General features: G+C 55.6%; 4 protein-coding genes. 1 reads left to right on the forward strand and 3 read right to left on the reverse strand.

What is annotated here, in order from left to right; all coding sequences use genetic code 11:
- On the forward strand, positions 1-3198 hold a 3198-nt coding region (locus K0B87_09020), incomplete at its 5' end, for a choice-of-anchor J domain-containing protein (protein MBW6514877.1).
- Positions 3199-3921: 723 nt separating this feature from the next.
- On the opposite strand, the gene K0B87_09025 is transcribed toward K0B87_09020, so the two are convergent.
- The 3 genes from K0B87_09025 to K0B87_09035 all read right to left on the reverse strand — a co-directional run.
- Positions 3922-5100 (reverse strand): ribonuclease H-like domain-containing protein, encoded by a 1179-nt coding sequence (locus K0B87_09025; protein MBW6514878.1) that lies wholly within the window; start codon positions 5098-5100, stop codon positions 3922-3924.
- Positions 5101-5240: 140 nt separating this feature from the next.
- A complete protein-coding gene (locus K0B87_09030; GenBank protein MBW6514879.1) occupies positions 5241-5531 on the reverse strand; it encodes an integration host factor subunit beta in 291 nt (96 codons plus the stop codon).
- A 207-nt stretch (positions 5532-5738) separates the two neighbouring features.
- The coding region (locus K0B87_09035; GenBank protein ID MBW6514880.1) for an MFS transporter at positions 5739-6661 on the reverse strand (923 nt) is incomplete at its 5' end.

Here is a 6661-nt window from a genome sequence, read left to right on the forward strand (position 1 = left end):
GTATACGACTACAACCTCCAGATGCAGGACTTTCTCAGCTACAGCGGGGTTGGAGTGCTCTGCCACGAATTCTTCCATAGCCTGGGCTCTCCGGACCTCTACCATTATCAAAATGTTGTCCTTACTCCCGTCGGCTCTTGGGATCTCATGGCCGCGGACAAAGACCCGCCCCAGCATATGACAGCCTTTATGAAATGGAAATACGGTCACTGGATCAGCGAAATACCCACGATCACCGCACCAGGAACATTCACGCTCAATCCGCTTACCTCCGCCACCCAAAACGCTTACCGGATAGATTCACCCCACGAGGACCAGTACTACATCGTGGAATTCCGCAAAAAAGAAAACAATGGGATATTCGAAAGCTCCATCCCCGGCTCGGGCTTGATCATCTATCGGATCGACGCAAGGATTACAAACGGAAACCGCGACGGGCCGCCCGACATGCTCTATGTCTACAGGCCCGACGGGACTTATGACAACAACGGCCTCATCAATAGCGCGAATTACAGCGCTGAGAGCGGGCGAACAGAGATCCACGCGCAAACGAATCCCCCGCCTTTCCTGCAGCCAATACCAACCGAAGAAATACTGCCCTCCATCGATCTGTATCTGCACTCGGTCGGCTCTGCCGCGGGCTCCACCATCGACTTTTCTCTGAACATTCTGGCGGATCCGCAGCCCAGTATCAGTTGGTATCCACCCTCCATCACTCAGTATGTCCCCCTGGGCGGGTCGGGAAGCCAAGCTCTGTACATTGGGAACAGTGGATATCAAACACTCAGCTATACTCTATCCAAACCGGCCGAGAGCCAGAACAAGCTTTACGAAGGATTTGCGGGGACATCAATACCGACGAATTGGACTCAAGAGAAGGTAGTGGGAGATTATGACTGGACTTTCAGAGCTGGCAGTGCAAGCGGGTCTCCTGGTTCGGCCTATGAGGGTTCTTACAACGCAAATCTGTATCGTGCGAACCAACCTGCAACAACCAAGCTTATCACGCCGGCATTGGACTTGTCAGCAGCTGTTCCTGGTTCCGCCAAACTATCATTTTGGCACACACAAGCTCAGAGATTACAAGGACAAACACCAATCCAGGATATGTTGAAAGTCTATTACAAAACATCTTCTGGGGGTAATTGGATTTTACTGGTGGAATACACCGAAAATATTCCAGACTGGCGAGAGGATGTTATCGACCTGCTAAATCCCAGCGAAGCGTACTACATAGCTTTTGAAGGTATCACCGTGAAAGGTAACGGCGTCTGTGTGGATGCTGTATCAGTGGACATTGATGTACCCATCCAAGTCGCTTGGTACACGATCAATTCTGGTGATTTTGACGCAGGAAGCATAAACGCGGGCATGCCGGATCACGTGATCAGCATCGATTTTGACGCCACCGGGCTTGCCGCGGGGACCTATACCAGCGATATGACCCTGACCAGCAACTGCCCCACCTACCCAGACCTTGTCATTCCCGTAACTCTGGTGGTGATAGATGGGGATCACCCGGTGATGGCCCTTTCCGAAACAGCCTATGATTATGGCCTGGCCTTTGCTGGCGGGAGCAATTGCACGCCCCGTTCCTTCACCGCGACCAACATCGGCTGGGGCAATCTGACCATTGCCGTGCAGCCAACATTAACGGGAGAGAACGCGAGCGAATTCACCTTGCTTGATGATGCCAACAGCTATCCTCTCGATCTTGACACCGACGGTTCAGCCTCCTGGACGGTCAAATTCAATCCCGCTTCCTACGGGGCAAAAACAGCTTATCTCACGATCGATGATAACCGGGGCGAAACCGCGATCTACACGATCGTGCCGGCGACTTCAACCAGCCAGGGATCGGTGGAGTCTGGTTCGAGGAAAGGTTCCGGCCGGTCATATCAGGATCCGCCCTATCCGGAGGATGAAAGCGAAATTGCATATGTCCAGACCCGGATATCCAACAACATAGAACTGCAGGGTTTTGGCGTTGAAGGCGTTTTCGAGGATTACTTCGAGGCATACGATAATTTTGTGTTGACCTTCGCCCCCTGGACACAGTTTGATGGTTATGGTTCCCCAACTTACAAATTATTCACTAATATTGTTCTTCCAATTGATAGTTACATTGGGTCCTACACGATTTTCAATCCTTCCGATATTGACCCTCCACTGGACTCGACTTATGACTTTTTACTGCCTTACTCGGGAGACAAGTATGCCGCCTGTTTAGATGCGAAATATGTTCAACCCAACGACGATTGGCTGATCTCGCCGCAGTTGACCTTTGCGGAAGATCCCAGGATCAGTTTCTTTGCCCGCAGCCCAAAAGATAATTATGGCCTGGAGCGTTTCAAGGTAATCTATTCAACGGCTGGTAACGATCCCCAGGAGTCATACTGGCAATACCTCGCCGGAAGCGCAAGTTCATACATCATCGTGCCTACAAAATGGACCCTGTATGAATACGCTCTTCCGCCTGACTGCGCCGAGGCCAGTGTCCATATCGCGATCCACTGCGTTTCTTATGACGCCATCATGTTAATGGTTGATGATTTTGTGGCCGGAGACCGCGGGGGAGGCACAGTCCCGGTGTTGCTCACCTCTTTCATCGCCACGATCAATCCCAGCAACCGGGTCATGCTCACCTGGGTGACCCAGTCCGAGACGAATTGCCTGGGTTATTACGTCTACCGGGGCGAAGATGAGGACCTGGCCAAGGCCGAGCATCTGCAGACCTTGATCGAGGCGACCAACACCTCGCAGCAGCAGACCTATGTGTTCACGGATACGGATCTCGACAGCTCCGGGCTTTATTATTACTGGCTGGAAAGCCTCAATCTGGACGGCACGAACACCCATTTCGGGCCGATATACATCCATTACAACGGGCTGGACGGCCTGCATACACCGCAGATCCCACTGATCACGGAACTCATCGGCTGTTTCCCCAACCCCTTCAATCCCCACACCCAGATCCGCTATTCCCTGGAGCGCTCCGGGGAGGTGGAGATCGACATCTATAACGTCCGGGGCCAGGTCGTGCGCCGTTTCGCCATGAGCCATGACGGCCCCGGATATTTCAATCAGCTTTGGGACGGGCGGGATGCCCGCGGCCGGGAGGTGGCCAGCGGGGTTTATCTCTATCGGATGCGGACTGCCGGCTTCGAAGCGCTGAAGCGGATGTTCTTAATGAAATAGCCGTGCCTACCACGCGTTCGGACTGACCGGCTGAAAGCGCTGTTCCGGAGGCGGGGAGATTCGCTGGAGTCGAGCCCGCGTTTCTCCTGGTTCAGGCAAGGGATCTTGAAAGCTCTGATGGGCGGGCAGGGACTCCAGCAAAACTTTCGAGGATCCTGGAGTCCATGCGGGGCGGAAACAAAGGCGGGAAAACGATTGATCAGGGCAATGGACCGCCCCGCTCGACTCCAGGGCTGGCCCTGACTCCAGATTTCCCCCTTTTACCCAGCTCACCCGCCACCCGTTAATTGCCCGCCGAGTTCCCGCCAAGCGGGCGGGTGGTCGGCGGGAGGTGGGCAAGAGGCAGGTGAGCCAGGAAAAAGGGGGGTCTGTCCACCAATTGCACGCATTACACGAAGGGGATAAGGGAAAAAGGGGAAAATGGGAAATAGGGGAAGAGGGGAAGAGGGGAAGATGGGAAGATGGGAAGAGGGAAAAAGGGGAAAAGGTCCTGTGGAAAAGGGTGTTGGTTGGGGAGCCGTATCCGCTTTCTCTGTCCCTCTGTCCCTCTGTTTTGATAGATCATTCCTGCTGGAGTCCATGCTCGTAACTCGCTCGACTCCAGCGTTGTGGATCGGGAAGCCGAATTCCGATTCGGCGGGGTGGACGGAGTCCGCCTCTTTTAAAGGGTTCTGCGAGGCCTGAGGCAAAGCGGAATTTGCCACCCCAAGCGCTAATGCCCTGTCAATCCTTGGCGGATTCGGCCTTTCTCTGCAGCCTCTGGACCCGTTTTTCCAGCTCCAGCATCTGGCGGGAGTTGATCATGGCGCGGCCCAGGTGCCAGTGGAGCAGCTTTAGTGCCAGCTCCAGGGCCGGGCCGAACTCCCGGTTCTTCTCCAGAAGCTTGCAGTACTCGAGCATTCCGCCGGGATGGCTGAGTCCGGCGGCCAGGGCAAAGCAATCCTCCGCGGAAGCCAGATCGCCCTCCCTTTTATGGAGCAGGCCGAGGTCGCAGGCGATGTCCCCGGTCAGGACGTTCTGGGCCAGCAGGTCGACGAGGATGGCGCGGGCGGTTTCGCTTTCCCCCTGGCTGAGATAGAGCCGGGCCAGGGCTTGGTAGTCGATGCGGTGGTCAAATCCCTGGGCGGGGGGATAGCCGATGCTGTCGCAGATCAGGGCAAAGAGCGCGGCGGTGTGGAGGATGTCGAACTGGTTGTGGACGAAGACGCGGCGCATGAGCTCGGGATCGCCGTTGACGAGGTATTGGAAATAGGTTTGGGGGATCAGCCCGCCCTCGATGTCCAGCTCTTTTTCGCGGACGTAGCCCAGGATATAGAATTCGATGGTTTCCAGGGCGCAGGAGGGGATCTTGTTTTTCCAGAGTCGGCGGGCCAGGTGGAGCAGGTCGATGTGCTGCTTGGCGCGCAGGTCCAGCCAGATGCGGTGATAGAGGAGGCGCGATTCCAGGATGGGGATGTCGAAGGTCTTGCCGTTGAAGGTGATGAGCACGGACCTGGTTTCCAGCAGCTCGATCAGGCGGTCGAAGGAGTTCGGCTCGGCCTCGGGCTCCGGCAGGAAAAGCTGCTCCACGATGTATTGCCCCTTTTCGAAATAGCCCAGGCCGATCATGAAGGCGATGGTCTGGCCGCGGCCGAGCCCCGTCGTCTCCAGGTCCAGGACCAGGAAATCCTCCTTGCTCCAGCCGGAAGCGAGGTCCATCTTGGCCCAGCGCAGGAAGGCCGGTGGAATTTCCCGGGGATAGAGGGGCAGGCCGTCCACCTCGGTGAACATGTCGTAGGCGCTGCGGACGGAAAAACAGGGCGAATCCTCATGGGCGGAGAAATTCCCATCCAGCGTTGCCTTGAGCGTGTCGCGGATCAGCTGGCGGATCTCCAGGGAATGGCTGTCTCGGTCGTTATCCATGCCGGGTCAAAAAAACCACCCCGAAGGGTGGCTGGCAATTTATTTCTTCTTATGACGGTTCTTGCGCAAGCGTTTTTTCCGCTTGTGAGTGGCAATTTTATGTCTTTTCTTCTTTTTTCCGCAGGGCATCTTAACTCACTCTACATCTTGACGTTGATGTCAACGACGGATGATTTGAATTCGCGGGAAAACTTAAAGGTGGGAACTGTCCTGGCGGGAACCGGAACTTTCTCGTCGGTTTTGGGATTGCGTCCCACGCGGGGCTTGCGGGTCTTGAGCTTGAAGGTGCCAAAGCCGCGGATCTCGATGTGATGGCCTTTGCCAAGGCTGTCCTTGATCGATTGCAGGAGGGAATCAACAACCACACCAACGTCTTTGCGAATGATGCCGGTATTTTCGGATATGATTTTTACCAGATCTGCTTTTGTCATGTTTTTCTCCTTTGATTATATGCTTCGATATCGCTTTTTTTACTGCTTGGATTCAATAAGACGCTCAAAAACATAAGCTTAGGTTTGTGTCAAGAAAAAAATTGGGAGCCCGTTGCCGGAAGTGCTTGCAAAGCTTGAAGTAATGGGAACGGATGGCAGTTTGCAAGCATGCAGATCCTTGCCCGCGAAGCCCTTGGGCGGGGCTGGTCAATCCCCTGTGCCCGGAATCAGGATGCCGCCCGAGCCTTTCCACCTGCGATAATCCCGGAAGCTGACCAGCGCCGCGGCCAGGAAGAATCCGGCGGCCACCACGAAGACCATTGTGAGGCTGAAGATCTTGAGGATGGCATAGCCCAGGGCGGGGGCGATCAGTCCGCGCACGCCGGTGAGGGTGATGTGCACGCTCTGGTAGATCGAGGCGTCCTGCTTGCCGGCGAAATAGATGGAGCCCATGTTCCAGGTGATGTTGACCGCGGCCATGGCGATCCCGAAGATCAGATAGGCCAGAAACACGATGATCACGGGCATCAGCGCTTCTCCCTGCCAGAGCGATGAGACCACGAAGAGGAGGGGAAAAACCATCAGCAAGCCGAAGGCGGAGGCCATGAAGCGGAAGGGATGCATGCGGTCGTGCAGTTTGCCGATCAGGGGCGAAAGGAAGAGCAGGCCAAGCTGGGAGACGATGCCTTTGGCCAGGAAGTTCGTGGTGTAGGTGAGCTGGAGTTTGTCGACCATGTAGATCGGAATGATCGGCTGCATCATGATGAAACCCATGCCATAGATGGAAAAGCTGCGCTCGAACGAGGCGAAGGCCCGGTTTTCCTTCAGGAGCCGGAAGGTTCCCGAGATCGGTTCCAGCATGACCTCTTTCCAGCTTTTGCGCGGAAGGAGCCTTTCCACCATCGGTTCCCGGATGCGGACCAGGGAAAGGAAGACCACGGCGAGGAAGCCGCAGATCCCGGTGATGACCAGGATCCAGCGGAAGCTGGACTCGTGGATGTCCAAAACCCTGCCGGCAATGAAGGTCACTCCGACCGAGACCGCCATCCCGACGCTGAGTGTAAAGCCGTAGACGCGGGCGCGCCTCTTGGGACTGATGTTCTTTTGGTAGATCCTGTTCTGCGCAGGCA

Source organism: Candidatus Syntrophosphaera sp. (assembly GCA_019429425.1).
GTDB lineage: Bacteria > Cloacimonadota > Cloacimonadia > Cloacimonadales > Cloacimonadaceae > Syntrophosphaera.